The following is a 26,056-nucleotide window of genomic DNA, read 5'->3' as shown; positions in this document are numbered from 1 at the left end:
TCAGACGCGCGGCGGTTCGACGGGCGCCTTGTCCACGGCGGGGACCTTCTCCGCCGGGGCCTTGTCGCCGCCGCGCTCCACCCGCTCCGGCCTGTCCGCGACGGGCTCCGCGCAGAGGGTGGAGTTGTTCGTCTTGCACGCGCCGCCGTTCTGCAGGTCGAACTGCCAGCGGTGGCGCGGGCACACCACGTAGCGGCCCTCCTCCACCCAGCCCTCGGCCAGGTCCGCGCCCTGGTGCGGGCAGAAGCGCTGGATGGTGAAGCGCTTGCCGCCGGCCTCCACCACGGTGCGCTCCTTCTGCGCCTCCGTGGCGCGGATGCCGTCGCAGAACTCGCGGATGTCCTCCACCTCCACGCCCAGGAAGCCGTGCAGCACGGGCTCGTAGACGTCCGGGTTGCGGGACAGGCGCAGGCGGAAGGACAGGAGGAAGTCCTCCCAGTTCAGCTTGCGATCCAGCACGCGCACGATGTCGCTCGCGCTCACCTTCATCGCGTAGCGGCTCTTGTCGCGCATCTCCGGCACTTCATCCACGCGGCGGGCCTTGAAGTCCACGCGCAGCAGCCGCGTGGGTGCCTCCGTCAGCTCCACGTAGAACGGCATGCCCACGCGGTCGTGCAGGTCCAACAGGTCCAGCTTGCGCTGCAGCTCCGTGCGCAGGCGGCCGTGGATCTCATCCACCTCCTCGCGCATCAGGTTGCGGCGGCGCTCGCGGAAGACGTAGGCCATGTCCTTCGCGTACCTGTGGAGGTAGTCCTTGAAGTTCTCCGTCGTCACGCGCTCCGGCACCTGGGACACGAACTCCAGCGAGCCCGCGTCCAGCACGTCCCCGGGCATGGGCTCCAGGTAGCGCGTGGGCAGCGTGGGCATGCGCTTCTCCAGGTAGGAGAAGAGCACCGGCGCGCGCGGGAAGATGTTCACGTCCTGGAAGTTCAGGTGGAAGAGCTCGGGGTCCAGGAAGGCAGCCGGGCCCGCCGCCGCGATGTACGCGCGGGGCTGCACCACCTCCAGCGCGCGCGCCACCGCCTCGAACTTGCTGTCGCGCTTCTTCAGGCTGATGGCCGAGTACTGCGCCTCTGGGTACTCGTAGCAGGTGGGGTGCCAGATGGCGCCGGAGAACTGGGCGGAGAAGACGTCGATGGGCCCCTCCTCCGCGATGACGCGCACCAGGCGGTCGTGCATCTTGCAGTCGTTGATGTTGAGGAAGCACTGCCCGTCACCGCGCACCATCACGCTGGAGTCGCGGTTGGTGCCCTGCTCGGACACGAAGAGCTTGATGTAGCCGCCCTTGATGGGGATCTCGCGCGAGTCCTCGCACGCGATGACGCGCTTGCAGCCGTACTTCTCGAAGATGTCCCGCAGCTCCGAGCGGCGGAACTTGGGCACCAGCACCGTGAAGTCCCGCTTCGCGATGGTGGCCAGGAACTCCGGGTCGAAGTGATCCTTGTGCTCGTGGCTGATGTAGAGGAAGCGCTCCTTGCCCGGCGTCTCCAGCAGCTCCTTCACGCGCGGCGCCAGCTGGTGGTTGCGCGGCAGCTGCATCCACGCGGAGTCGAAGGCTCCCTGGGGCGTCAGCCACGGATCCATGACGACGAGCGCTCCGGCGGTCTCCACCGCGAAGCCCGCATGACCCAGGAAGGTGATCCGCATGAACGTCGTCCCTCGTGTGGAGGGCCGGCCGGGACGACCGCGCCCTCAAGTGGATGTGCGCGGGCAGCCCATGGCCCCGGCGTCGACTAGGCTGCGAAGCTAGGGCGTCTCTTTCCAGCGGCACCCCGGCGCGCCCCTCCTGTCGGAAAGCCCACGAAGGCCACGTCAGGCCGCGAACACAAAAAAGGAGGGAGGCCACTGAAGGCCCCCCTCCCCTGCTGACTTCATGACGTGCGGCGTGCGGCCTGACTAGGGCTGGATTTCCCGGACGCTCAGCCACTTGAAGTCCACGTCCGAGGCGTTGTCCCAGCGGAACGTGGCGATGGGGCCGCCCCAGGTGATGGGCATGGCGCCCACGGAGCCGCCGCAGTGCTGGGCATCCCCGCCCCAGCCGCCGTCGTCGGTCATGTCGTAGACCTTGGTCCAGGTGACCTTGTCGGCGTTGTCGTTGAGGTACAGCTCCAGCTTCACGGCCTCGCCGCCCTTGGCCCCCGGCACGTTGTGCATGACGGCCTTGAAGCCCACCCAGCGGCCCTTCAGCGCGGAGGTGGCCGGCTTGTACGGCGCCTGGTCGTACGAGACGTGCCACGTCTCCTTCTCCCAGCGCACGCGGCCGTCGTAGTGCAGGCCGCCCTTGTAGCTGCTGCCCTCGCAGCCGGAGTGGTTGTCGTTGTGCTTCCCGCCGCGCGCGTACCAGGCGAAGTTGTCCTGGTTGTTGTTCACCGCGTTGACCTTCATGAAGCCGGTCATCTCGATGTTCTTCCAGTCGTTGGCCGCCTGCATGTAGCCGCGGCTCGCCAGCACGTCGCGGTCATACGTGGGGATCTGCTTCGCGTCGTAGCCGGAGGACGGGAAGGCGCTCATGCGCACCTTCGTGCTCTTCATCTTCCAGGAGCCGTCCGCGTTGCGCGTGATGGTGCCCTGCGGATCGAAGCGCTTGTCCGCGGTGGCGTTCTCCGCGAGCGACCAGGACTCACCGCCCGGCAGCGAGGGGTACAGCATCGTCACGCCGAAGCCATCCACGCCCGAGGGCACGGGGGCCGGCGTGTCCTCCGGCGGAGCGGTGGGCGTGGGCGCCGTGGGGTCCTGCGGGGCCTCCGTCTCCGAGGGGACGGGCTCGGGCGTGCCCTCCGGCTCGGGGGCCGGCGTGGGCGTGGCGGGGATGCCAGGAGCGGGGCTGGGCGCGGGGGTGCTCACCTCGCCGGTCGGGGTCGTCGTGTCGCCTTCGGGGCTCGCGCCACAACCGAAGGCATGGAGTGCCACCAGCAGCGCGCTGGACGTGAAGACAAATCGGTTCCGCATCGGGCAGGGGGGGTTCCGTGCACGGGGGCCCTCGAGACGGGCAGCGGCCGCGACGCCTTCGCCGGCGGCCTGTCACCCACGCTCCGCGCCTCCGGGCTCTCATGCCCACGGGAGGTTCGGGCGCTCGGCTGGTCTCAATGGCCCGGTGAAAGCGTTCTCCAGCCGGGGTCATTGAAAACCGTGGCGAGGGTGAACACTTCCCCTGGCGACAAGGGCCTCAAGAGCCCCCGGCCGTCCGTCCCCCCTACCCGGCGGGACGCCTGTCCCTGGGCGATCCTTCCGTTTTCCCGAAGTATCGCGCCTGTATTCTCTATTTGCCGAAGATACGCGGCGCTCCTATTTGAGAGGGGTTGGCTCCCCGTGCCTTCCCCAGGTGAACTCCTTGGAATCATTCCAAACCATCGGCAGCCCCGTCATGTGGGGCGGCTTCATCGCATTTGTCATCGCGATGCTCGCGCTGGACCTGGGTGTGTTCCACCGCAAGGCGCACACCGTCAGCTTCAAGGAGGCCGCTGGCTGGAGCGCGGTGTGGGTGAGCCTGTCGTTGGCGTTCAACGGCTTCCTGTGGTGGCGCTACGGCGCCGGGCCGGGCATGGAGTTCCTCACCGGCTACCTCATCGAGAAGTCGCTCTCCGTCGACAACATCTTCGTCTTCGTCGTCATCTTCTCCACGATGAAGGTCCCGGCCCTCTACCAGCACCGGGTCCTCTTCTGGGGCATCCTGAGCGCGCTGGTGCTGCGCGCGGCGATGATCTTCGCGGGCGTGGCGATGCTGGAGCGCTTCCACTGGCTCATCTACGTCTTCGGCGCCTTCCTGATCATCACGGGCGTGAAGCTCTTCATCCAGCGCAACCACGAGGAGCACCCGGAGGACGGCTGGCTGATGCGCACCGCCCGCCGGGTCATCCCCTCCACGCCGCACTTCGACGGGCAGCACTTCCTCACGGTGGAGAACGGCCGCAAGCTGGCGACGCCGCTGCTCATGGCGCTGATGCTGGTGGAGGCGTCCGACGTGCTCTTCGCGCTGGACTCCATCCCCGCCATCTTCGCGGTGACGCGCGACCCGTTCATCGTCTTCACGTCGAACATCTTCGCCATCCTCGGCCTGCGCTCGCTCTTCTTCCTGATGGCCGGCGCGATGGAGAAGTTCACCTACCTGAAGGTCGGCCTGTCCGGCGTGCTCGTCTTCGTGGGCGCGAAGATGGCGCTGGTGGACGTGGTGCACCTGTCCCCGGCCATCTCCCTGGGCGTCATCGCGCTGGTGCTGGGCGCCAGCATCGTGGCCTCGCTGGTGAAGGCGAAGAACACGCCGCCGCACGCGCCCGGCAGAGAGAACGCGCCGGACGCCCCGGCGCCCGCGAAGAGCTGACGCTCTCGCGTCACTAAAATTTTCCGGCTGTGGGTCCCATGGGGTGTGGGGCTCCGGGCCCGGGCCTCCGAAGTGCATGGGGGCTCGGGCCTCTTTTTTTCCCTCTCAAGAACGTCAGCGATTCCAATGCCATAGGCCTTGCCACACCGCGTCTATCGGCTTTTAAAGGCTTTCCTGCCCTGGAGGCTTGACCAAATCTAGCTTGTCTATACAGTTGTCTCGCTTCACGAGAAAGCAGCCATTCACCCCCGTACCCAAGGAGATAGCCATGAAGAAGGTTCTCGAGCTTCAGAAGCTGCCCGTTGAGGAGACCACCGCGGTCAACGCCAGCGGCAGCAGCGTGGCGTGTATCATCATTGGCGACGTTGGCGCTGGCGACAGCGGCTGCAGCGTTGGCTGTGGCGCCTAGCCGTCTCTGATCACCCAGGTTCGGAAGGCACTCACTTCCATCCGCTTCGCAAGCGGATGCCTTGGGTGGTGGCCACCAGTTCCCGCCTGTCCGCGCAGGAGCTGGTGGCCGAAGTTGCTTTGGGACTTCGTCACGCGGTGCCAGCGATGTGGGGGACTTCTTGGAAGAGTTTTCGTTCTACACCCTGACCCACCCGGACTACTTCGAGACCCTGAGCCGCTTCCCGGTCTCCCAGACATACCCAGGACTGCTCAAGTCGCTCCTGCCCCCGGACTGGTCGATCTCCTCATTCGACGTCTTCCTCAAGGCAAGCTTTGAGCGCGCGGTCCTGACGCCGCAAGGCTTCAAGATCCACGTCTCTTCTTCGGTGGCGGATGCGGAAACCGTCCTGCGGCGGGTCGTGCCGGAGTGCGTGCGCGCGGGAGTGACGTTCAAGATCGTCGCGGACCCCTTCCTGCTCCGCTTCCTGAACTCGAAGCGCTACTCGCGGGGCGGCTCGGGCAAGTTCGTGACCATCTACCCGCCTGACGAGCCCACGTTCCGCACGCTCATCGAAGCGATCCACCAGGCCACGAAGGACCTCAAGGGCCCCTACGTCCTGTCCGACAAACGCTACCGGGACAGCAAGCTGGTCTTCTACCGGTACGGTGGCTTCCAGCGGATGTACGAACAGCGCACCGATGGCATGAAGACCCTGATGATCCGCAAGCCAGACAACACGTGGGTGGCGGATGACAGGCTTCCCTATTTCAACCTCCCCTCGTGGGTCCAGGATCCCTTCCCCGAAGAGGAAGCGGGGCCGGGGAGTGACAGCGAACTCCTGAATGGCCGCTATGATGTTCAGGGAGCGTTTACCTTCACTAACACCGGTGGGGTGTACAAGGCGCTCGACCGCACCACCGGCCAGACCGTCGTCCTCAAGGAAGCGCGCCCCTATACCGAGGCCTGGATGGGCGGGGACCGCACGGTCGACGCCATCGTCGCGCTCCGGCAGGAGCACGACATCCTGCAACGCCTTGGGGGCCTGCCCTGTGTCCCGCAGGTCGTCGAGCTCTTCCAGGAGTGGGAGCACACCTTCCTGGTCACGACGTTCTTCGAGGGCGTGTCCCTGGCCTCGCTGCGGGCGAGCGACGACTTCATTGTCATGACGAACATGGATGATCCCGAGCGGATCACCCGGTTCTGCACGGAGTGGCGGGAGCTGGCGTTGCGCCTGCTCGACGCGGTGGAGTCCATCCACGCGCGCGGGGTGCTGGTGGGGGACATCTCGCCAGGCAATGTCCTGGCGAACCGGGAAACGAAAGAGATTGGCCTGATTGACTTCGAAGGGGCCCTGGTCCGCGGAGGGGATTCGCCCTTCGAAGGCCAGTGGTTCAACCCCGGCTTCAGGAAGCCGGAGCGCCGCACGTCGCGCAAGCTGGAGCCCTTCGACGACTTCTATGCCTGCGGGATGCTGCTCTACAACCTCGTCTGCCCCATCCAGAACCTGCTCGAGCTCGACAAGGGTCAGCCGGCTTTTCGCATCCTCGACCACTTCATCGAGGCAGGGCTGCCGGAGCAGATCCGGACCCTCATCCGGGAACTGCTGGAAGGCCGTCCCCAGGCGGCCCGCCAGGTGGCGGAAGCCTGGAATCCCCAGACGCGCTAGCGCCTCCCTTCCCCGCCCCCTTGAATGCCAGCTCTCGCTGAAGGCCGCGCCATGCCGACCATGAACACAGCTCTCCTTGCGGCACCGCCGGAAACCGAATCATTCCGCGACGCGATCCAGGGCCTCGCGCGGCACATGCTGTCCTCGATGGACACCCACCGCGCGGACCGGCTCTTTCCCGCTGACGCCATGGTGTTCCAGACCAACCCGCTCAACGTGGCGTACGGCGCCTGTGGGTCCGCCCTGTTTCTGCACGACGCGCTGGGCGAGCTCCCCCAGCCGGTGCGCGAGTGGCTCCTGGCCCAGCCCATCGACCTGGCCGCGTACCCGCCGGGGCTCTACTCCGGGCTCGCGGGCGTGGCCTGGAGCTTCGCCGAGATGGGGCTCCTGGACCGAGGGCTGGAGGTCTTCGACCTGGTGCCCAGATCCTCTCTGGCATTCCGGGCGCCGGACATCTTCGAGGGAGTTGCGGGCTGGGGACTGACCTCGCTGGCCTTCCACCTGCGGACCCGGGACGAGAAGTTCCTGACGCTGGCCTGCCGGGCGGGTGAGCACCTGCTGAAGACCGCCGAGCGCGCGGACGCGGGGCTCTGGTGGCGCACCAACAACGAGCCCGCGGCCCGGCTCGGGTTCGCGCTCGGAGCCAGCGGCATGGCCTTCTTCCTGCTCAACCTCTGGCGTGCCACGGGCGAAGCCCGCTACCTGGAGGGCGCCAGGGGGGCCATGGACTTCGACATCGCCCAGGGACAGGAGCGGGGCGACACCCTGCTCTGGGGTGTCACGGAGGGGGCCCTGGGGCATCGCCCCTACTGGCTGCGGGGAGGCGCGGGCGTGGCTTCGGCGCTCATCCGCTTCTTCCAGGTCTTGAAGGAGGAGCGCTACCTGCACCTGGCCCACAGGGCGGCGCGGGGATGCGAGGCCTTCTTCTCCGCGGCCCCGCACCTCTTCGAGGGGCTCGCGTCCATGGGCGAATCGCTCCTGGACATGTTCCAGGTGACCGGTGAGCGCCGCTACCTGGAGCTGGCGCGGCAGAAGGCACGCCAGACGCTGCTGTACCGCATCGAGCGTCCCGAGGGGCTCGCGTTCCCGGGGCGCTACCTCGTGCGAATCAGCCACGACTACGGCGTGGGCGGCGCGGGCATCGGGTCGTTCCTCCATCGGCTGGAGACGCTCCAGCCCCGGAGGTTCCACGACCTCGCGTTTGACGCGCCTCCGCCCCGCCAGGCCCCGGACCTGGCTCGAGCCCACCGGCGCTTCAGTGGGCCCGCGACAGCTCCATGAACTCCAGCCAGGAGCGGATGACCTCCTCGAACTCCTCCAGGGGCAGGTCCTGGGAGCGTCCGGGGATGGCCACCTCGCTGTGGATGGAGGCCCGGGCCCGGTTGAGCTCCAGGCTCCAGGTCTCCCCGGTGACGTCCCAGCGCTCGCGCCGTCCCTGCCGCAGTGACGCCAGCACGTTCAGCATCCCCTGCGCCCGGTTCGCATCCGGCCGCAGCTCCTGGGCGAGGTAGTCCGCCAGCACGTCGTCGGGCGGCAGGCCACTCACGACCGCCCGTCCCTGCTGATCCCACGTGAATCGCAATGTCCTGGGCACGGCCGTGAAGGTCGCACAGTCCGTGGATCGCCGGCCACGCCCCGCCCCCGCCGATTGCGCCGGAACCCGACACTGCGGCCCGGCCGCGTGTGGCAGCCAACGGGCGCCTCCGCCCCGCGAACAACGGGCTGTTGGGAGCTGGAAAAGCGAAAGGCCGTGAGCCCCTGGGGACTCACGGCCTTGCTTTGAGTGGGCGCGGCAGGTTTCGAACCTGCGACCCCTGCCGTGTGAAGGCAGTGCTCTACCGCTGAGCTACGCGCCCTGCTGTCTGTGCCGCCCGCCGCGCGACCGCTGCGCAACGAACGCGGCGGTAAATGCCATTCGCCGCCGTGGGTGTCAACGCCTTTTCTACGAGGACTCCTCCGCGAGCGCTTCGAGCTTCGCGTCCAGTTCGCGCAGGCGGCGCTTGAGGCCCGAGAGCTGCTTCCCCACGGCCTTGAAGTCCCCCTTCGGCGCGAAGTGCAGGGCCTTCATGACCTCTTCCTGTCCGCGGTCCAGGGCCTGCTTCCCGCGCTGGACCCGGCCAATGGCCTGGGCCACGGCCATGGCGCGCTTCTCGTCGGCCATGAGCTTCTCCATGGCCATGCTGGACAACCCCAGCGCCTGCTTCTTCAAGTCGTCCCGGATGCCCATGGTCGCGGTCCTCCTGCCCCTCAGGGGCCGTCGGGGAACTCGGTCTTCAGCGCGGCGAAGACGCGGTCGGCGATGCCCTTGTAGCGCATGCGTTCGATGAGCGGCTGCAGGTCCCCGCGCATGGAGATGCGGCGCTTGAGCACCGCCTCCACCGGATCCAGCGTGCCCAGCAAGAGCTGCTTCCAGACAGAGTACGGCGCGCGGGCCAAGTACACCGGCTCCAGCTCGTCCAGGTCGTCCGGATCCGACAGCACGCGGGCCCGCTTGATGTCGCAGTCCCCGGGCTCCACGTGGATGACGAAGGGCTTGTCCAGCTTGCCCTTCTCCGCGTCGATGATGGCCCCGAAGTCGCCCTTCCAGCCCTTGCCGGCGATGGCGCACTCCGGGTCTGCATTGGTGAGCCGGACGGCTTCGTCCAGCCATTCCTTCGACGGAAACTTCGGCATCGCGCCTCCCTACCCCCTACGGAAGATGCTCTTGATGCTGGAGAAGAGGCCACGGTCGTCGCTCGGCCCGCTGCTGCTCGACGGAGCAGCCTGCGTGTTGCGCGAGGCGACTTCCTGCAGGGCCTTCTTCAACTGCTCGGGCGTGTCGCGGGTGGCCAGATCCACCTTGCGCGACATGCCGTTCGCGTCCTCCACCTGCACCTGGAGGAGACACTCCTCGGTGAGGCGGAAGTCGATCTTCCGGCCCGCGGCGGCGGCCGGCACGCGAACGGTGCCCAGGTACTCGTTGTCCACCATCAGGTCGCTGTCGCCCTGGTAGATGTCCAACTCGATGAACTGCGAGCCCGGCTGCAGCGGCGGCGGCAGGCGGAAGCTCTTCACCATGGGGATCAGCGAGTTCTTCTCGATGATGCGCTTCACGCGGCCGTTGGGCATCGCGTAGCCAATGGGCATGGACAGCGCGTCCAAGAGCGTCACCGCGTCGATGCTGCCCAGCGAGTCGCCCAGCAGCGCGGCGCCCAGGGCCACGCACTCGTCCGGGTGGACGCCCTTGCGCGGGGCCTTGCCGAAGTGGGCCTGGATCTTCTGCTGCACCAGCGGCATGCGGCTCTGGCCGCCCACCAGGATGATCTCGTCGATCTCCGAGCGGCTGATGCCCTTCTCCGCGAGCACCCGGTCGCAGATGTCGAAGGTGCGGTCCACCAGGTCGCCGGTGAGGTTGTTGAGGTAGTCGCGGGTCAGCGGGATGCGCAGGTCCAGCGGCTTGCCCTTGCGCTCCTCGATGTAGGGCAGGTCGATGACGACGTTCGGGATGAGCGTCAGGTCGATCTTCGCGGCCTCGGCGGCGTTCTTGATGCGCTGGAGGGCGATGGGGCTCTCGGTCAGGTCGACCTTGGTCTCGTCGCGGAAGCGCTCCAGCACGTACTCCATGATGCGGTTGTCGAAGTCCGCGCCGCCCAGGAACGAGTCGCCGCCCGTGGCCAGCACCTCGAAGACGTTGCCCGCCAGGTGCAGCACGCTGACGTCGAAGGTGCCGCCGCCCAGGTCATAGACGAGGACCTTCTGATCCAGGCCCCGGTTGAAGCCGTACGCCAGCGCCGCGGCGGTGGGCTCGTTGACGATGCGCTTCACGTCGAAGCCGGCCAGCCGCCCGGCCTCCTTCACCGCGTTGCGCTGATTGTCGTTGTAGTAGGCGGGGACGGAGATGACGGCCGCGTCGATGGGGCCGCCCAGGAACTGCTCGGCGATGGTCTTCAGCTGCGACAGCACGAAGCTGGAGATCTGCGGCAGCGTGTAGAGCTTGCCGCCCAGGGTGACGGCGGCGTCCCCGTTGGCGTCCTCGACGATGTCGTAGGGGAAGTACCCCTTGAGGTCCTCCACCGCCTTCGAATGGTACTTGCGGCCGATCAGGCGCTTGGTGCCCCAGAGCGTATTCTTGGGGTTGGTCACCATCTGATCCTTGGCGACGCCGCCGACCAGCAGGTCGTTCTTGGCGGACAGCGCGACCACGGAGGGCAGGATGAGGTTGCCGCGATCCGTGGGGACGATCTTCGGGATGCGGTTGCGCACGGACGCCACCAGGGTGTTGGTGGTGCCCAGGTCAATCCCGACGATGCGAGGTCTGTCCGCCATGAAGGTCAACGTGCGCGGCTCAGGGGGAGAGGCCGCGCCCGTCCTCACTCTCTAGCACGTCGAGGCGTCGCGTGCGCGTTTCTAGGCGGACGCTTCCTCCCTGACTGTAGTTCTGGCCAGCCTGCCCACCAGGAGAGCTGATTCCGGGCCCCGGCCTACAGCTCCCGGTCGGGATCCGGCCCCAGGTCGCGCAGGCGGATCGGCCCGTCGGGCTCCGGGGGCGGGTGCGTCTCACACACCGCGTCAGGCCCCACGGGCAGCTCGGCCAGGAAGCGCGACGGGGTGAGCAGGAGCCGTCCGTCCTCCCGGGGCAGCGAGGTGTGGGGGTACACGAGCCACAGCGCCTCCCGGGCCCGGGTGACGGCGACATAGAAGAGGCGGCGCTCCTCCTCCTCGTTCTCCGGGGCGCGCGTGGCGAGCGACAGGGGGAACCTCCCGTCGGTGAGCCCCAGCACGAAGACGGTGGGCCACTCCAGCCCCTTGGCCTGGTGCACCGTGGTCAGGGTGAGGACGTCGTCCGGGGACTCGCCGTCGCCCTCCAGGGCGGCCCGGGCGGAGAACTCGGCCACCAGGGCGATGGCGGACAGGAAGCGGGGCACGTCCTCGAAGCGGCCGGCGAACTCCTGGAGCTGGCGCAGGTCCTCCGCGCGGGCGTCCGTCCCGTCCGGCGTGGCCTGGGGCTCGCGAGCCGCCAGCACGTCCGCGAGCAGCGCGCCCGGGCTCCGGGGGCCTCCCGAGGACAGCGTGGTCATCAGGGCCTGGAAGCGCTGGAAGCCGGCCTGCGCCTTCTTCGGCACGTGGGCCTGGACGTCCGGGTGGGCCAGCGCGTCCGCGAGGGACAGCTCCGGGGGCAGCGCGGACAGGGCGGTCCACAGGTGCTCCGTGCTGGCGGTGCCCACGCCGGAGAGCCGCCGCGCGAGCCGCTTGAAGGCCAGCTCGTCGCGCCGGTGGTGCGCCCATCGCAGGTGGGCGAGCGCGTCCTTGACGTGGGCCTGCTCGAAGAAGCGCACTCCGGAGCGCACGCGGAACGCAATCCCGTGGCGCGCCAGCTCCAACTGGAGTTCCAGCGAGTGCAGGTGGGCGCGATAGAGCACCGCCATGGACTCCAGGCGCTGTCCCCGGGCGCGCAGCTCCAGGATGCGCTCGGCGACGAAGGCGGCCTGGGCCTTCACGTCGCGGGTGGGCACCACCTGGGGCACGGGGCCGGGGGCGCCGTCGGATACGAGCGCCTTGGGGAACTGGCGGGTGTTGCGCGCGATGACGGCGTTGGCCAGCCGCAGCACCTGGGGCGTGGAGCGGTAGTTGCGCGTGAGCGGATAGATGCCGCAGCCGGGGTAGCGCTGGGGGAAGTCGATGATGTTGGTGAACTCCGCGCCCCGGAAGCTGTAGATGGACTGGCAGTCGTCGCCCACGACGGTGAGGTTCCTGCGCTCGCCCACGAGCAGGTCCACGAGGTCGCCCTGGAGGCGGTTCGTGTCCTGGTACTCGTCCACGAGCACGCCCTGGAAGCGCCCGGTGAGCTCCGCGCGGATGGACGGGTGGTCCTCCAGGAGCCGCTTCAGGTGCGCGAGCAGGTCGTCGTAGTCCATCAGGTGCAACTGCGCCTTGCGCTGCTGGAAGCGCCGCGCGGTGGCGAACACCTCCGGGGCCACGGGGAGCATCTCCCTGCGCCGGTCCACCAGCACCTGCGACACGGGCTGCTGGAGGTTGGTGGCCAGGGAGACCAGGTCCAGCAGCGCGTCCGGACGCGGGAAGCGCTTGTCGCTTCTGAGCTTCCGCTCCGCCAGGCACGTGGCCATCAGGTCGCGCGCGTCCTCGCGGTCCAGCACCGTGAAGCCGGTGGAGAAGCCCAGCGCGCCCGCGTGCTGGCGCAGGAGCACGTGCGCCGCGTGGTGGAAGGTGCCGCCGAGCAGGCTGCCCACGTCCGCGAAGCCGCCGGCCAGCTCCTCCACGCGGCGGATCATCTCGCGCGCGGCCTTGTTGGTGAACGTGAGCAGCAGCAGTGACGACGGCGGGACGCCCCGCTCCAACATGCGCGCCACGCGGTACGTGAGCGTGCGCGTCTTGCCGGAGCCCGCCCCGGCGATGACGAGCACGGGCCCCTCCCCTGCTTCCACGGCCGCGCGCTGCTCGTCGTTGAGCGCGCCCTCCAGGTCCAGACGGCGCGAGGGCGCTCCGGCGGGGACGGCGTGGATCAGCGGCAGGGGGGCGGCCATGGGGGGCTGGGACTCTAACCGCCGCCGGTGGGTCCGCCAGTCCGTCTCAGGGAGGGGTGGATCCAGCCAACCGGGAGGCCGCCACGGCGCGGACCTCCGGGGAGGGATCCCGCTCGCGGGCCAGCTCCAGGAGCAGCGTGCCCACGGGCCTGGGCAGCTTCGAATTCGAGGCCTGCTGGAGCGCCTGGGTGCGCTCCTTCACGCCCTGGGACAGGCGCTCGGCGACCTGTTGATCCGCGCAGGTGCGCACGCCGGGGTGCTGCTGGCGCAGGAGCAGCTCCGCGTCCGCGAGCTTCGCCTCGGCGAGCCGCACGGCGTCCTGGGCCGTGCGCTCGAAGGTGGCCATGTCCTCGGGGAACTCCGTCTTCTGGTTGCGGACCCGGGCGAGGGCCTGGGCCGCGAAGCGCGCGTCCACCACCGCCGCGCAGAGCTGACGGGCCGACGCCAGGGGCACCCCACCCTCCGCGGACACGAGCTCCTCGCGCGCGGTCGTCTGGGCCCACACCGCGAGCTGCCGGGCCGCCACCGCCGCGGAGAACGCCTGGCGGCGCTGCTCGCGCAGCTGCACCCAGCGCCAGAGCACCACCGGATCCGTGCCGCCGGATTCATAGACGCGCTGGTACTGGCTGGCGGCCTGCTCCAGCTGGCCGCTCAGGTCCAGGAGCGCCGCCACGGTGATGTAGAGCTCCGGGCTGCTGGCGCGCTCACGCAGGGACTCCAGCCGCACGGCGACCTCATAGCCGGCCACGGGGGCGGGCAGCGCGGAGAGCACCGAGCGCAGCGACGACAGCGCGTTCTGGCGGATCAGCGGGTTGCGCGCCGTGCGCAGCGCCTCCAGCAGCGGATCCACCGCGCGCACGGAGACGTGCTGCCCCATCTCCTCCGCCGCCTGCCAGCGGTCCAGCGGATCCGGTGCCACGAGCGCGCGCTTCAGGTCCTCCAGGTCGCGCAGGTAGTGGCCCGCCAGCATCGCGCGGACGGCGGGCTCGGTGCGGGAGAGGACGCCCTGCTCCTCGCGGGCGCGGGCCAGGCGCGCGGGGAAGCCCGTCAGCTTCGGCCCCAACGGGTGGACCTTCACCTTCGCCTCGGCCTCGTCCACCAGCCCGGAGACGAGCAACCCCTCCACCTCCAGCTCCAGCAGCTTGACGCGGACCTCCTCGCGGTGCGCGCCCGCGGGGAAGTCGCGCAGGTAGGCGAAGAGCTTCCCGGCGTCCTTTGCCTGGGCGAAGGACTCGTCGTCCAGCTTGCGCTCCAGCTCCTCGCGGCGCGCACCGGCGGCCTCGCCCTGGAGGAGCTGGGACACGCGCTTGAGGTCGGTGGTCGTCTGGACGTCGCGCTCCTGGGCCGCCTGCAGCTTCGTGCGCGCCTCGTCGCGGTGGGCGCCGTCGGGGTGCTCGGCGAGGAACTGCCGCCACCCGGCCTCCGTGTCCGCCTCCTTCGCCGCGTTGAAGCGCAGGCCCTCCAGCAGCGACTTCACCCGAGGCTGCTGCGGCGCGTCCGGGTACCTCTCCAGGAAGCGCTTGTAGGCGATGACCGAGTGCAGCCGCTTCGCCTCGTCGAACTCCAGCCCCTCGATGCGCCCCTGGGCCGTGGTGGCCTCGGGATCATCCGGGTTTTCGCGCAGGAAGTCCTGGTAGGCCTGCACGGTGTCCAGCTCGCTGGCCTTGTCGAAGGACATGTGCGAGCAACCGGTGGCCAGGAGCACGAGGGCGAGGGCGCGGCGGAAGGTGGGCATCCCCACCAGCAATACCCCACCCGCCCCCTGTCGAAAACCCGAGCCGCTCCGCCCGGTTGCCTGGGTGGTTTTCTTGCCTACACGCCCCAGCGGAGGGAGCCTCCGTCCCAGGACGCTACAGGACGAGGTGGCCATGAAGCTGGGCGCATGGATGGCGATGCTGGCGATGACGACGGGCTGTGCGACGGGCTCCCCCACGGGGGCCTGGGTGGCGTCGGATGCCGTGCGCTACCGCTCCGCATCCCCGCCGGCCTTCCCGCGCGCCGCGCTGTCCGAGGAGGTGGCCGTCCGTGAGAGCGCGCCCGCCAAGCGCCCCGCGAAGGCCCCTGCCCCGAGCAAGTCCCCGGCGGTGGCGAAGGCCCCCGCCAAGGCCAGGCCGAAGCCGCGCGTCACGCCCGCGAAGCAGACGGCCGCGCGCCCTGCCCCCCCGGCCAATCCCCGCGAGCGCGTGCTGGACACGGCGCGCGCCCTGGTGGGCCAGTCCACCGTGCAGGTGAACGGCAAGCGCTACCCGGCGGACTGCACCGCGCTCATCGAGGCCACCTACGCCCAGGCGGGCGTGAAGTTCCGGGGCACGCTCAAGCCCGGGGACAACGGCGTCACCGCGATGTACCGCTACGCCCAGGCGAACGGCCGCGTGTACACGAGCGGGCGTCCCGTGCCGGGCGACCTGGTGTTCTTCCGCGAGACGTACGATCAGAACCGCGACGGCCGGCGCAACGACGGCCTCACCCACGTGGGCCTTGTGGACGGCGTGGACTCGGACGGCACGGTCACCGTCATCCACCGCGTGAAGCGCGGCGTGGCGCGCTACCGGATGAACCTGGCGCGGCCCCACATGGCCCGCGATCCGAAGACGGGCGAGATCCTCAACGACATGCTGCGCAGCCCCGCCCCCGGTCAGCCGCACGTGCTCACCGGCCAGCTCTTCGCCGCGTTCGGCAGCGTGCTGCCCTCCGGCCCGGCGAAGCCCATGGCCGTGGCGGCGCGCTGAAGCCGGAAAAGGAAAGCCCGCCGATTCCATCCGTGCGCTTCCGGAACCAGCCGGAGCGCCGCGGGGAACCGGCGGGCCTGGACTGCCAAATCCGTTGAAGGTCAGGTCGACGTGGACGTCGGCACGCGGGCGGTGCGGTCCCACGCGGCGCGCTGCGAGTTGCGCAGGAAGCGCCAGAAGCCCACGGCGATGGCCGCGTTCATGGTCACGAAGTAGTACGCGATGGACGTGGCCTTCTTCGCGGCGCCGCTCTTGAAGACACCGGAGCGGCCCAGGTACGCCAGGGCGTAGAAGCCCAGCTGCGCGCCCAGCGTGAAACGGTAGAACACGCTGTCGAGCAGGAACAGGTTGGCCACGAGCGCCAGTGCCATCAGCGCCGGAGCGCACCAGCGCAACAGCTTGTGCGACCAGAAGGCGAAGGCGGCGAAGCCCGCGGTGGGCAGGAGCAGCCCGGGCACGAGGCGCAGGCTCTGGAAGTTGCCCGCCGCGATGCGCGCGCGCCGGCCGAACTCCTTGCCGTAGTCCTCCGTCGTCTCCTCGTGGGCGACGGCGCCCTCCTCGTAGACGACCTTGTAGCCGCTCTCCAGGATGCGCAGCGGAATCACGAAGTCATCCACGATGGTGGACGGCGGCAGCTGCGTGAAGAGCGAGCGCCGGATGGCGTAGAGGCCGCCGTTGGCCCCCACCACCGCGCCGCGCCGGCCCTCGTACATCTTGATGAGGGACTCGTAGCTCCAGTACGCGCTCTCCTCGTAGTCCTGCTTCGTGGGGTTGTAGAGGCGCAGCTTGCCGCAGACGGCGCCGACCTCCGGATCCTCGAAGTGGCGGACGATCTTCCGCACCGCGTCCGCGTCGATCATCGTGTTCGCGTCCGACAGCAGGACGATGTCGCCGTGCGCGGACGGGATGCAGCGGTTGAGCACCGTCGTCTTGCCGGCGCGAGCCGCGGGCGACAGGCGCACGCGCGGATCCGTGCACTTCTGCACGAGCCCGTCCGTGCCGTCCGTGGAGCCGTCCGAGCCGATGACGACCTCGAAGCGGTCCGCCGGGTAGTCCAGCGCCAGGCTGTTCTTCAGCTTCGACTCGATGCAGTCCGCCTCGTTGTAGGCGGCCACCACCAGACTCACCGAGGGCAACGCGCCGGCCTTGACGCCCGTCCTGGCGGCCTCGCCCGAGCGCATCTTCCGCAGGTTCTGGAAGACCTGGGCCGCGCCCTCCAGGGCGAACAGGCTCAAGGGATAGAGAAAATACGTGTGTACGAGCGCAAGCGCCGCGCACCAGAAGAAGACCTCCGCCATCGACCCACCCTCCGAACCCCGAGTCCTCGACGCCCAGGGACAAAGCAAGGTGCATGCCTGGGCGTCCAGAGGCACTTCAGGGCGAGGGAGCCAGCGAGCCCCCGGGACGGACTGGAGTTTCTCCAGGGTGAGACGGAGGTGATCCGGTCAACGTTTCAGGGCGAGGGCGCGGAGGCGGCGATCTGAGCGAGCATGCGCCTGGCCAGGTCGTGCTTGGGATTGAGCGCCACCACTTCGTCCAGCAGCCCACGGGCCGTGTCCGGGTCGCCCTGGCGGAGGGCCAGCCGCGCGCCCAGGACGAAGGCGCGGAAGAGGTACCGGTCCTGCGCTCGCAGCGCGCCCAGCTCCTCGGAGACAGCCTGGATGGTGGCGGGCGAGCCGGAGCCGAGGGCGTATTCGGCGCGGGCGAGGACGCTCCAGACCGGCTTGAGCTCCGCCTGGCGGAGGCGTTCCGCGAGGGCCAGGGCGTTGGGGGCGCCCGTCACCGCGGCGTAAAGGGCCTGGGCCTTGAGGCGCGCGGCGACGGTGGCGGCGGGCTCCACGTCCGGAGCGGCCCGGAGGGTCTCCATCAGCGCGTCGAGCCCCTTGCGCCGCTCGGCGATCTCGGTGCGCAGGGGCTGCATGGCGCGCTCCGCTTCGCGCAGGTCGTCATGGAGCGCGTTGGACTGGGCCATCCATCCTGGCGACGCCTTCGCGGTGGTGACCTCGTCGATGTTCCGCTTGAGCGCGTTGGACTGGAGGGTCAGCCGGTCGAACTCGGCGTGCAGGTCGCCCAGTTGGAGGGTGTAGGCCACGGCCAGCTCGGCCTGGACCTCGGCGTACTTGGGGTGGGCGGTGGCCAGGGCCTTGAGGTTCTGGATGGCCTGTTCGCGCGAGGGAGCGTCATCGGAGCGAAGGGCCTGCACGGCCTCTTCCTTCTTCGCCACGGCCTCCACGGGCATGGCCGCGTTGCGGTCGCGGAAGACGGGATACGCCAGGTACCCGGCCAGGAGGATGCCCGCGAGCACCATGAGCCCGAGGAGCACCCAGCTCATCGAGGAGGACCGCCGGGTGCCGTCCTCGATGACGAGGGAGGCACCGCGTGAGGACGCCCCGAGCAGCTCCGGAGGCAGCTCGCCGGAGGGCTTCCGGGAGGGCAGCGGCCGGTCCAGACCGCCCCCGAGCACCGACGCGCCGGAGGGCGAAGCCGCGGGCCTGGAGGGCTCGGTGGGAGCGAACGGAGCGTCATCGCCGGGAAGGGAGACGGTCGCGGTCGGCGCGGAGGTCGCCCAGGGCACGTCGGAGTGGCCGTCCGGAACGAGCTTGGAGCGTGAGCCGCCAGACGCCGACCACGGCGGATCCGCGGGGTCACCCGAAGGCGAGATGTCCTCGAAGGAACGGGGAGCGGACGCATGCGCCGAACCACCCGCCTCGACCGAACCGGAAGCCGCGGGATCCGACACCGCACCAAACGCCCGAGTAGATCCAATCGCGTCGGCCGCCGGTGACCCCGAGGGACCCGGCACGGCACCGAACGCTCGGGTGGATCCAATCCCCTCGGCCACCGGTGCACCCGAGGGCCCTGACACCGCGCCGAACGCACGGGTCGAGCCCATGCTCACGTCGGCTACACCGGAGGGCGCGGCTTCCGATACCGCACCGAACGCACGGGTGGATCCGATGGCCTCGGCCGCCGGAGCCCCCGAGGGGCCCGGCACCGCACCGAAAGCACGGGTAGAACCAATACCCGCATCAGTGGAACCCGAAGGCGCGGGGCCCGGCACCGCGCCGAACGCACGCGTCGCGCCCACCCCCTCCGGACCACGCGCTGAAGAACCCGGCTCCGCGAGGCGGAACGAACCCGAGGACGAAGCAGAGACAGCGCCGAACGCGCGCGTCGTCGCCCCAGGAGCCGCCCCCTGCCCCGCCGTCGCCGCGGGTGGCGCTGTCTCCGCGGTCCCCACGGCCCCGAAGGCCCGCGTCGTGCCCATCGCCGCCGGAGACAGTGTGCTGGACGCCGCGGGAGGTGGCGCCGCGACCGGAGCGATGGACGGAGGCGGAGCAATCACGCCGGACGAAGTCAGCGAACCCGTGGCCGGTGTCGGCTGCGGAACGAACGACCCGGAGGCCGTGGTCGAACCCGCGAACAGGTTCGTGGACTTCAGGTTGGAAGCGCCCTCACCGCCGAAGATCTGGGTGGACGACTGCGCACCCGTCCGGTCTCCGCCACCCGCCGGAGGAATCTTCGGCGCGGGAGCCATGACACCGGTGGGCGAAGCCTTGAACACGTGGCCACACCGCGTGCACTGCACCGAAGCGCCGCCAGGCGGCAGGAGTCGGGCATCCAGCACGTACTGCATCGAGCATTGCGGGCAGGCGATCTGCACCGGCCGTGCTTACCACACGCCTCCATTGGCCGCCGCCGCGTCCAACACGGTGGCTGCCCGGAGGGTCTCCAACTTGGCAGCACCCACCCCGGGCACCGCGTCCACATCCGCCCAACTGGAGAACCGGCCCTGCGCCTCGCGGGCGGACACCAGCTTCCGGGCGAGGTCACGGCCTACACCGGGCAGCAGGGCCAGCTCGGACTCGGAGGCCGCGTTGAGGTCCAGCTTGAGCCCCAGCGCGAGCGCCTGGGCCCCCTGGGGCACCGTCCCCGGACCACACGTGGCCAGCCCCGCCGCGTCCAGCCGCACGGCCTCCGGCGGGCAGTCGAGCGAGGGCCGCGAATCCGGCCACCGCGCCCGGGCCATGAAGCCCAGGGCGAGCAGCCCCAGGGACAGCGCCGCGAGCGCGGACGTGCGCCCGAACCGCTTCAGGCCTTCTGCCCCTTGAGCGCGTCCACTTCCGACACGGTGGGGTTGGCCGTCACGGGGGGCGGCGCGTCCAGCCCGAAGGCCGTGTGCAGCGCGCGCACCGCCAGCTCCGTGTACTTCGTGTGGATCACGCAGGAGGTCTTGATCTCCGACGTGGAGATGAGCTGGATGTTGATGCCCTCCTGGGAGAGCGTCTGGAACATCCGCGCCGCCACGCCCGAGTGGTTGCGCATGCCCACGCCGACGATGGACACCTTGGCGATGGCGTCATCCACCTCGACGCCGGTGGCGCCCACGTCCTGCGCGGCCTGCTTCACGACCTCGTGGGCCTTGGCGAAGTCCGACTTGGCGACGGTGAAGGTGACGTCGGTGCGCCCGTCGCGGGACAGGTTCTGCACGATGAGGTCCACCACGATGTGCTTTGCGTCGAGCGCCCCGAAGAGCTTCGCCGCGGCGCCCGGCTGATCCGGCACGCCCACCACGGTGATCTTCGCCTCGTTCCGGTCGTAGGCGACCCCTCGAACCAGCACGTCCTCCATGGATGCGTCCTCCTCGCAGACGAGCGTGCCCGGATCCTCGGTGAAGGAAGACTTCACCCACAGGGGCACCTTGTACTTCATGGCGAATTCGACCGAGCGGATCTGCAACACCTTGGCGCCCAGGCTGGCCAGCTCCAGCATCTCCTCGTAGGTGATGCGGTCCAGCTTCTTCGCGGCCGGGCACACGTTGGGGTCGGTGGTGTAGACGCCGTCGACGTCCGTATAGATTTCACACGCATCGGCCTTGAGCGCGGCGGCCAGCGCGACGCCCGTCGTATCGGAGCCACCGCGGCCGAGCGTGGTGACGCTGCCCGTCTCGTCCACGCCCTGGAAGCCGGCGACGACGACGATCTTCCCCTGCCTCAGCGCGGCGCGGATGGGCTCCGCGTCGATGCTCTTGATGCGCGCCTTGGAGAAGGTGCTGTCGGTGACGATGCGCACCTGGTGGCCGAGGAAGCTCACGGCCTTCCCGCCCTGCGCCTGGATGGCCATGGCTACGAGCCCGATGGACACCTGCTCACCGGTGGCGACAACGACGTCCTGTTCGCGCTCGTCGGGCCGGTCGGTGATCTGCGCCACGAGCTTGAGCAGGCGGTTCGTCTCACCGGACATCGCGGAGACGACCACCACGACGTCATGGCCGGCCTTCTGGGCGGCGATGCAGCGGCGCGCGACGTTCTTCATGCGCTCGGTGTCACCCACCGAGGTACCGCCGTACTTCTGGACGATGAGGGCCACGGGACTCACGACCTCCCTGCACGGACGGCCGCAGGCTATATGGGCGCCGAGGCCTGGGTGTAAAGGGCCCTCAACCTGCCTGCCACGAATCCGCTAGCCTTCGTGGCCCAACGATTCCAAGCCGCATTCCCGGAGTAGCCAGAACATGTCCCGCCCCCGCCTCCTCATCGATGGTGACACCCTGAAGCTGGAGGAGATCCTCCAGGTCTCCCGCCACGAAGTCACGGTGGAGCTCGCCCCCGAAGCCGCGAAGCGGGTGCAGGCCTCGCGTGCGCTGGTGGACCGGGTCGCCGCCGGGGACACGCCGTCCTACGGAATCAACACGGGCTTCGGCACGCTGGCGGAGGTGCGGATCGACCGGAAGGACCTGCGGGACCTGCAGCGAAACCTCATCCTGTCGCACGCCTGTGGCGTGGGAAATCCCCTGCCCCTGCCGGAAGCGCGCGTGCTCCTGCTGCTGAGGGCCAACGTGTTGGCGAAGGGCTTCAGCGGCATCCGGATGGAGACGCTGGGGCTTGCCATCGACATGTTGAACAAGGACGTGGTGCCGGTGGTCCCCGAGCGGGGAAGCGTGGGCGCGTCCGGAGACCTGGCCCCGCTGGCGCACCTGGCGCTGGTGCTGATTGGCGAGGGTGAGGCGTTCTTCGAAGGCGTGCGGATGCCGTCGAAGCAGGCGCTGGAGAAGGCGGGCCTGAAGCCGGTGGTGCTGGAGGCGAAGGAAGGCCTGACGCTGATCAACGGCACGCAGGCGATGTGCGCGGTGGGAACGCTGACGCAGCTGCGCGCGGAGCTGCTGGCGGACGTGGCGGACATCGCGGGAGCGATGACGGTGGAGGGCCTGTTGGGAAGCCACAAGCCGTTCCTGCCGGAGATCCACGCGGTGCGCCCGCACCAGGGCCAGAAGGCGGTGGCGGAGCACCTGCGGAGGATCCTGAAGGGCAGCGAACTGGTGGAGACGCACGTCAACTGCAGCAAGGTGCAGGACCCGTACAGCCTGCGGTGCATCCCGCAGGTGCACGGCTCGGCGCGAGAGGGATTGGCGTTCGCACGTCGAATCCTGGAGGTGGAGGTGAACAGCGGAACGGACAACCCGCTGGTGTTCCCGGACACGGGAAACATCATCTCCGGAGGCAACTTCCACGGTCAGCCCATCTCCCTGGCCATGGACGTGGTGGCCATGGCCCTGACGCAGCTGTCGAGCATCAGCGAGCGCCGGGTGGAGCAGATGGTGAACCCGAGCCTGTCGGGTCTGCCCGCGTTCCTGGCGAAGAACAGTGGGTTGAACAGCGGGTTCATGATCGCCCAGGTGACCGCGGCGGCCCTGGTGGCCGAGTCGCGAATCCTGAGCCACCCGGCGTCAGTGGACTCCATCCCCTCCTCCGCAGGCCGCGAGGACCACGTGTCCATGGGCATGACGGCGGCGCTGAAGGGCCGTCAGGTGTCGGAGTTCGCGCGTTCGTGTCTGGCGATTGAGCTGCTGGTCGCGGCGCAGGCGCTGGACTTCCGTCAGCCGGTGAAGCCCGGCAAGGGCGTGCTCGCGGCGTACGAACTGATCCGCGGCAAGGTTCCGCACATGGACCGGGACCGCGAGCTGCATCACGACATCACTGCGGTCACCGCGCTGGTGGAGTCCGGGGCGATCCGTGAGGCGGTGCGGTCGGCAACATAGCAACAAATACAACTCAATCCACCAAACACACTTCCCCACCCAAAGCGCTTGAGAAAATTTAAAAAGCTAATAATCAAATTCAAGATCGCTTTTTTCGACACCACAGATCCCAAGCGAATCAGGCGCAGATTCAACAGATACAAACAAATAGAAGAAGAACTCAAAGCAACAGCCGCCAAACTGGAGTCCCAAGAAATAACAGACGCACTAGAGTCCAACAAACAACTACTGGAAAACTACGACGAAGCCCTCGAGACAATCAGAAACCTAGAGACACAACGACAGCAGAATCCACAAAACCTAACGCCAGATGAAAAACTAAAACTCTCATCAGCCCGACAAAGGATAAACAACCTAACCCCACTCGCATCAAGAGCAAGATCCGCCAATGAGGACATCGAACAACTAGCACTAAGAAATGCCAACTTAATACGCCGAATTCAAAAAACAAGAAGGAGGCACATTCGACTACTCGTAATATCAAACACGTACCTAACGATATACACAACGATCGCCGTTGGATTTATCTGGCGCTCCGGCGCAGTTTCTAAGTTTCTCACGTTCGTTGTTTTGGGTGGCGCTCTCGCCAAAACAATCGGAGTAACTAGCGTTCTTGCGCTAGGTAGCGCACTCTATTGGCTTAGATCTAGATGGAGGAGAGTCTATGCGGCCACTGAGATTAGCGTAGCGCTAGTATCTGCATGGGTGGCCTTCAAGGATACAACGCTATTGTCTGACATCGAAAAGACCATTGGGCTTGCGGGCGCGACATACCTAGTGGTTCGCGCGCTCGATAATTTTGATCAAGGACAACAGGCAGCTGAAAAGGCCCAGGCCAAAACTAGAAATCGGCGAACATCAAGACCACCGACCTCCAGCCAGTCACAACTCCCACAACCAGAATCAAAATCAACTTAAGACAACAACCTTCCCATCAAGGCCAACCATCCGCACCCCGCAAACAATAAATGGCCAATAAAAACAGACCAAGCAATCCCAACCCCCCCCCAATACATCCACGACAACCCAGGCCGCCTGAATCGCACTACATAGTTAGACTTGTCCGAGAGTGCGGTCAGAACCTTGCCGCTGGAGTGTCCAGTGACGCTCATCAGAGCGCATAGAAACTAGCGGACCCCTACCTCCACGTTGTCATCATGGATTGGTGCTGAATGCCCTCCAACCCCATCGAACTGGCAGTGATTGCTTATTCACTTGGTTCCCAGGGCAACGACGGTCGCGCACTCACCATCATTCACGGACTGGAGCGAGCACTACCCGGACTGCGCCTGAAGTGGACCTCTTCCGAAACAGAGGAACTCATCCCGCTGTCCAACCGCGACGCGTGGGTTGTCGCCAACGGCCAGAGCGGCAACCTCCCCTTCCTGTGCAATGACGATGACAACAACCTCGTCACCATTTCAGGCTGGGAGAACCCGAACGGACTTGCTTCGGAGGGTCCACCGCACTTCGAGGTCCACGCTGATTTCCGGATGGAGGCTTTCAGCCCCATCGACGCAGCGAATGCGCTGGAAGCCATCGCAGTCGGAGCTAGAGCAATCTGGGGTCATGCCACGCCATTGAAGGCGGCGGTCGAAATCGCGGAGCAGACGGCCCCGACAATGGCCGGCCCCCCTTCCCCACCGAAAGGACTCCCAGCCCTCAAATGCTCTTGGGACATCTCCTCGCCTGAAATTCCACACCGCCTGGGGTGGCTGAACTATTGGTCGGCGGAGTCTGCGAGAGCGATCGGATTTCCTGATCCTTCGCGCGACGCGGACCTTCTCTCGCGGACACGACGCACAGCGAGGGATGGCTGGCTCGTGAGCCTCACGGACGCGCCGCTTGATCTCGACAATCCCGCGCACCTGGACGCACTCCTGAGAGCCTACTCCTACAGCTGCAGTTTGAACCGAGCCCTTCGGGCCCGATAGTGGCACTGCATGGCCACGGCTTGGTGGTGGCGTCGCCAGCGACTCCACGCGAGGACATGCGCAAGCGGAGCCGCCACACGCCGCAGAAGCGCTACCAGAAGCACTCGCACTTCCTGGACGGAGTAGCGGACGAAGGCCGTTAGTGAAGGCCGCGCCGGGCGAGAAACGCGCGCATGGGGTTTCTGCGCCTCGGCAGGCCGAGTGCTTTTGGGGGCAGGCCCTCCTGGAGTTGCTGATTGGCCACGGCACGCGCGGCGGCGAGAAAGACGTGGGCCACCAGGCACAGCGTCATATGCCGGTGCCAGGCCGTCCAGGTGCGCACCTCATAGTCGGCGAGGCCCACCTCGTTCTTGGCGGATTCGAAGTCCTCCTCCACGGCCCACCGGCTGCCCGCGGCGCGCACCATCGACTCCAGTGAGGCATTGCGCCGGGCATGGGCGACGTAGAAGGCCACCTTGCCGTCCGCGAGGCCTCTGCGAAAGAGCAGCCACCGCGACAGGCCCAGGTGCCGGTTGAGCCGCATGCGCGCCCAATCATAGAGGCGAGGGCCCTTGGTGCCCGCGCCTGCGGACAGACGTGTCCAGTCCTCCGGAGGGACCTCCTCCACCATGTCTCCAGGCTTCACCTGGTAGAAGCCGCGCCAGACGTGCGTATTGGAGGCCACCGCCAGCACGTAGGGCTGGTGCAAGTCTTCGAGGAAGCGGCGCAGGGTGCTGTCGCGTCCATAGACTTCGTCCCCCACCACCCACGCCGGCTTCAGTCCCGCGCCCAGCGCCCGCTGCAGCATGCCTTGCGCGAGGGCCGGTTTGGATTCGAAGCCCACTTCGTCCGGAATCCCTCCCGCTTTGCGGCGGGCCGCATCCTCCGTCCAGGGCTCCGGCAGGTACAGTTCCCGGTCCACCAGCGCATGCCCGCGAGGCGTCACGTACGAGAGGAAGACGCCCACTTGCGCGTTCTCCACCTTGCCCGCGGTGCCCGTGTACTGGCGCGCCACGCCCACGGACTTCTCTCCTTTCTTCAGGAAGCCCGTCTCGTCCATCGCCAGGATGCCGCCTTCGCCCAACGCCCTGCGCGCGTACTCCAGCACGTCGTCGCGTACTGCATCCGCGTCCCACTTCGCTCGCAGCAGCAGGTGCTGGAAGGCATAGGGCGCTTGATGCCCCGCATCCTCCGAAAGGCCCCACACATTCTTGCGCTGTGCCCGTCCCAGGAGGGCCTTCACGTACTCGACCGCAGTGGCGTGCGCCTCGCGCCTGCGGAAGTGCGGCTGCAGCCAGGCGCCTATCTCCTCCAGCTCCGTCACGAGACGGCCAACCAGCCGGACTTCCGGTGCCTGCGCTTCTGTGGCTGATGGCTGCTGCATGGGAGGTCTCGTTCCTCCCCCTCCTGTTTCTTCAACAGGAGGAAGCCTGCGGAGTCTTCCGAACTACAGCTGTAGGACTACGAGCGATTTCCGAA

Annotated in this window: 21 protein-coding genes and 1 tRNA gene; 8 read left to right on the top strand and 14 right to left on the bottom strand. The window is 68.1% G+C overall.

The window, feature by feature from the left end:
* The gene (locus tag JYJ93_RS19860; RefSeq protein WP_206793567.1) at positions 1-1,647 is read right to left on the bottom strand and encodes a Rieske 2Fe-2S domain-containing protein; all 1,647 of its coding nucleotides are present in this window, start codon (positions 1,645-1,647) and stop codon (positions 1-3) included.
* Positions 1,648-1,896: 249 nt separating this feature from the next.
* Positions 1,897-2,949, bottom strand: coding sequence for a carbohydrate-binding protein (locus tag JYJ93_RS19855; protein WP_206793565.1), 1,053 nt, complete (start codon positions 2,947-2,949; stop codon positions 1,897-1,899).
* Positions 2,950-3,331: 382 nt separating this feature from the next.
* On the opposite strand from JYJ93_RS19855, the gene JYJ93_RS19850 reads away from it, so the two are divergent.
* From JYJ93_RS19850 to JYJ93_RS19835, 4 genes are all read left to right on the top strand, one after another.
* Positions 3,332-4,318, top strand: coding sequence for a TerC family protein (locus JYJ93_RS19850; protein ID WP_206793564.1), 987 nt, complete (start codon positions 3,332-3,334; stop codon positions 4,316-4,318).
* Between the two features lie 268 nt (positions 4,319-4,586).
* On the top strand, positions 4,587-4,727 hold the full coding sequence (locus tag JYJ93_RS19845; protein WP_206793561.1) for a hypothetical protein: 141 nt from the start codon (positions 4,587-4,589) through the stop codon (positions 4,725-4,727).
* Between the two features lie 160 nt (positions 4,728-4,887).
* Positions 4,888-6,375: a hypothetical protein gene (locus JYJ93_RS19840; protein ID WP_206793559.1), complete on the top strand. Its 1,488-nt coding sequence runs from the start codon at positions 4,888-4,890 to the stop codon at positions 6,373-6,375.
* A gap of 135 nt (positions 6,376-6,510) precedes the next feature.
* A complete protein-coding gene (locus JYJ93_RS19835; RefSeq protein WP_206793557.1) occupies positions 6,511-7,656 on the top strand; it encodes a lanthionine synthetase C family protein in 1,146 nt (381 codons plus the stop codon).
* Here the strand turns inward: JYJ93_RS19835 and JYJ93_RS19830 are convergent.
* From JYJ93_RS19830 to JYJ93_RS19800, 7 genes are all read right to left on the bottom strand, one after another.
* On the bottom strand, positions 7,631-7,921 hold the full coding sequence (locus JYJ93_RS19830) for a hypothetical protein (protein ID WP_206793555.1): 291 nt from the start codon (positions 7,919-7,921) through the stop codon (positions 7,631-7,633). The genes JYJ93_RS19835 and JYJ93_RS19830 overlap by 26 nt on opposite strands.
* Positions 7,922-8,159: 238 nt before the next feature.
* Positions 8,160-8,231, bottom strand: a tRNA-Val gene (locus JYJ93_RS19825).
* A gap of 86 nt (positions 8,232-8,317) precedes the next feature.
* Positions 8,318-8,602, bottom strand: a complete 285-nt coding sequence (locus tag JYJ93_RS19820; RefSeq protein WP_206793554.1) for a hypothetical protein — start codon at positions 8,600-8,602, stop codon at positions 8,318-8,320.
* A gap of 20 nt (positions 8,603-8,622) precedes the next feature.
* A complete protein-coding gene (locus JYJ93_RS19815; RefSeq protein ID WP_206793551.1) occupies positions 8,623-9,048 on the bottom strand; it encodes a hypothetical protein in 426 nt (141 codons plus the stop codon).
* A 9-nt stretch (positions 9,049-9,057) separates the two neighbouring features.
* A complete protein-coding gene (locus JYJ93_RS19810; RefSeq protein ID WP_206793549.1) occupies positions 9,058-10,680 on the bottom strand; it encodes an Hsp70 family protein in 1,623 nt (540 codons plus the stop codon).
* Positions 10,681-10,835: 155 nt separating this feature from the next.
* A complete protein-coding gene (locus JYJ93_RS19805) occupies positions 10,836-12,896 on the bottom strand; it encodes an ATP-dependent helicase (RefSeq protein WP_206793547.1) in 2,061 nt (686 codons plus the stop codon).
* 46 nt (positions 12,897-12,942) lie between these two features.
* Entirely contained in the window at positions 12,943-14,631 is a 1,689-nt protein-coding gene (locus JYJ93_RS19800; RefSeq protein ID WP_206793545.1) for a HEAT repeat domain-containing protein, read from the bottom strand.
* A 133-nt stretch (positions 14,632-14,764) separates the two neighbouring features.
* On the opposite strand from JYJ93_RS19800, the gene JYJ93_RS19795 reads away from it, so the two are divergent.
* Positions 14,765-15,625: a CHAP domain-containing protein gene (locus tag JYJ93_RS19795; RefSeq protein WP_206793543.1), complete on the top strand. Its 861-nt coding sequence runs from the start codon at positions 14,765-14,767 to the stop codon at positions 15,623-15,625.
* Between the two features lie 101 nt (positions 15,626-15,726).
* On the opposite strand, the gene JYJ93_RS19790 is transcribed toward JYJ93_RS19795, so the two are convergent.
* The 4 genes from JYJ93_RS19790 to JYJ93_RS19775 all read right to left on the bottom strand — a co-directional run bounded on the left by JYJ93_RS19790 (position 15,727) and on the right by JYJ93_RS19775 (position 20,995).
* Entirely contained in the window at positions 15,727-16,923 is a 1,197-nt protein-coding gene (locus JYJ93_RS19790) for a glycosyltransferase family 2 protein (RefSeq protein ID WP_206793541.1), read from the bottom strand.
* A gap of 155 nt (positions 16,924-17,078) precedes the next feature.
* On the bottom strand, positions 17,079-18,200 hold the full coding sequence (locus JYJ93_RS40820) for a tetratricopeptide repeat protein (protein ID WP_347402699.1): 1,122 nt from the start codon (positions 18,198-18,200) through the stop codon (positions 17,079-17,081).
* 1,098 nt (positions 18,201-19,298) lie between these two features.
* On the bottom strand, positions 19,299-19,655 hold the full coding sequence (locus tag JYJ93_RS19780) for a helix-hairpin-helix domain-containing protein (RefSeq protein WP_206793538.1): 357 nt from the start codon (positions 19,653-19,655) through the stop codon (positions 19,299-19,301).
* 62 nt (positions 19,656-19,717) lie between these two features.
* On the bottom strand, positions 19,718-20,995 hold the full coding sequence (locus JYJ93_RS19775; RefSeq protein ID WP_206793537.1) for an aspartate kinase: 1,278 nt from the start codon (positions 20,993-20,995) through the stop codon (positions 19,718-19,720).
* A 145-nt stretch (positions 20,996-21,140) separates the two neighbouring features.
* Here JYJ93_RS19775 and hutH point away from each other — a divergent pair, with 145 nt between their 5' ends.
* The 3 genes from hutH (at position 21,141) to JYJ93_RS19760 (ending at position 24,741) form a co-directional block, all read left to right on the top strand.
* On the top strand, positions 21,141-22,664 hold the full coding sequence (hutH, locus tag JYJ93_RS19770) for a histidine ammonia-lyase (protein ID WP_206793535.1): 1,524 nt from the start codon (positions 21,141-21,143) through the stop codon (positions 22,662-22,664).
* 1,172 nt (positions 22,665-23,836) lie between these two features.
* A complete protein-coding gene (locus tag JYJ93_RS19765; protein ID WP_206793533.1) occupies positions 23,837-24,598 on the top strand; it encodes a DUF5953 family protein in 762 nt (253 codons plus the stop codon).
* A complete protein-coding gene (locus JYJ93_RS19760) occupies positions 24,598-24,741 on the top strand; it encodes a hypothetical protein (protein WP_206788065.1) in 144 nt (47 codons plus the stop codon). The genes JYJ93_RS19765 and JYJ93_RS19760 overlap by 1 nt, the downstream gene beginning before the upstream one ends.
* Here the strand turns inward: JYJ93_RS19760 and JYJ93_RS19755 are convergent.
* Positions 24,738-25,961, bottom strand: a complete 1,224-nt coding sequence (locus tag JYJ93_RS19755) for an IS701 family transposase (RefSeq protein WP_206788069.1) — start codon at positions 25,959-25,961, stop codon at positions 24,738-24,740. The two genes, JYJ93_RS19760 and JYJ93_RS19755, sit on opposite strands and share 4 nt — an antisense overlap.
* Positions 25,962-26,056: the final 95 nt, after the last annotated feature.

This window comes from Corallococcus sp. NCSPR001 (assembly GCF_017309135.1).
GTDB lineage: Bacteria > Myxococcota > Myxococcia > Myxococcales > Myxococcaceae > Corallococcus.
This window is presented reverse-complemented; position numbering and strand designations above follow the sequence as displayed.

What these genes read in the sequence shown, in the direction of transcription:
- JYJ93_RS19860 (WP_206793567.1), bottom strand. Translation starts at nt 1,647, where the DNA reads ATGCGGATCACCTTCCTGGGTCATGCGGGCTTCGCGGTGGAGACCGCC.
- JYJ93_RS19855 (WP_206793565.1), bottom strand. Translation starts at nt 2,949, where the DNA reads ATGCGGAACCGATTTGTCTTCACGTCCAGCGCGCTGCTGGTGGCACTC.
- JYJ93_RS19845 (WP_206793561.1), top strand. Translation starts at nt 4,587, where the DNA reads ATGAAGAAGGTTCTCGAGCTTCAGAAGCTGCCCGTTGAGGAGACCACC.
- JYJ93_RS19835 (WP_206793557.1), top strand. Translation starts at nt 6,511, where the DNA reads ATGCTGTCCTCGATGGACACCCACCGCGCGGACCGGCTCTTTCCCGCT.
- JYJ93_RS19820 (WP_206793554.1), bottom strand. Translation starts at nt 8,602, where the DNA reads ATGGGCATCCGGGACGACTTGAAGAAGCAGGCGCTGGGGTTGTCCAGC.
- JYJ93_RS19815 (WP_206793551.1), bottom strand. Translation starts at nt 9,048, where the DNA reads ATGCCGAAGTTTCCGTCGAAGGAATGGCTGGACGAAGCCGTCCGGCTC.
- JYJ93_RS19810 (WP_206793549.1), bottom strand. Translation starts at nt 10,680, where the DNA reads ATGGCGGACAGACCTCGCATCGTCGGGATTGACCTGGGCACCACCAAC.
- JYJ93_RS19805 (WP_206793547.1), bottom strand. Translation starts at nt 12,896, where the DNA reads ATGGCCGCCCCCCTGCCGCTGATCCACGCCGTCCCCGCCGGAGCGCCC.
- JYJ93_RS19800 (WP_206793545.1), bottom strand. Translation starts at nt 14,631, where the DNA reads ATGCCCACCTTCCGCCGCGCCCTCGCCCTCGTGCTCCTGGCCACCGGT.
- JYJ93_RS19795 (WP_206793543.1), top strand. Translation starts at nt 14,765, where the DNA reads ATGAAGCTGGGCGCATGGATGGCGATGCTGGCGATGACGACGGGCTGT.
- JYJ93_RS19790 (WP_206793541.1), bottom strand. Translation starts at nt 16,923, where the DNA reads ATGGCGGAGGTCTTCTTCTGGTGCGCGGCGCTTGCGCTCGTACACACG.
- JYJ93_RS19780 (WP_206793538.1), bottom strand. Translation starts at nt 19,655, where the DNA reads ATGGCCCGGGCGCGGTGGCCGGATTCGCGGCCCTCGCTCGACTGCCCG.
- hutH (WP_206793535.1), top strand. Translation starts at nt 21,141, where the DNA reads ATGTCCCGCCCCCGCCTCCTCATCGATGGTGACACCCTGAAGCTGGAG.
- JYJ93_RS19765 (WP_206793533.1), top strand. Translation starts at nt 23,837, where the DNA reads ATGCCCTCCAACCCCATCGAACTGGCAGTGATTGCTTATTCACTTGGT.
- JYJ93_RS19755 (WP_206788069.1), bottom strand. Translation starts at nt 25,961, where the DNA reads ATGCAGCAGCCATCAGCCACAGAAGCGCAGGCACCGGAAGTCCGGCTG.